The following is a 273-nucleotide window of genomic DNA, read 5'->3' as shown; positions in this document are numbered from 1 at the left end:
CTCGGCCTCACGCTGCCCGCCGTGGTCTATCCGATCAGTCAGGCCCGCCGCCACCGCTGGGAAGTGCGGTCCTTCGACGCGCTCGGCCCCCTCTGGCAGGACCTGTCGGCCGCGATGCCGGAGATCGTCCTGTCGGCCGCAGACCTCGACGAGGACGCAGCGAGCGACTCCGACTTCCTCCTCCAACGGCGTGTCATCGAGATCAGCGACGGCATTCTCGCCCTGCGCCCGTACCGCTCCCGGAGCGTGCACGAAGCCGCCCAGCGGACCGTC

At 70.7% G+C, this 273-nt stretch carries 1 protein-coding gene; it reads left to right on the top strand.

Annotated features, from left to right (window positions below; genetic code table 11):
* Window positions 1–21 precede the first annotated feature (21 nt).
* Window positions 22–273 (top strand): DUF6545 domain-containing protein (locus RB628_RS42030; RefSeq protein WP_318325842.1); only part of this gene is annotated, 252 nt, incomplete at its 3' end.

This window comes from Streptomyces sp. ADMS (assembly GCF_033441795.1).
Classification (GTDB): Bacteria; Actinomycetota; Actinomycetes; order Streptomycetales; family Streptomycetaceae; genus Streptomyces.
This window is presented reverse-complemented; position numbering and strand designations above follow the sequence as displayed.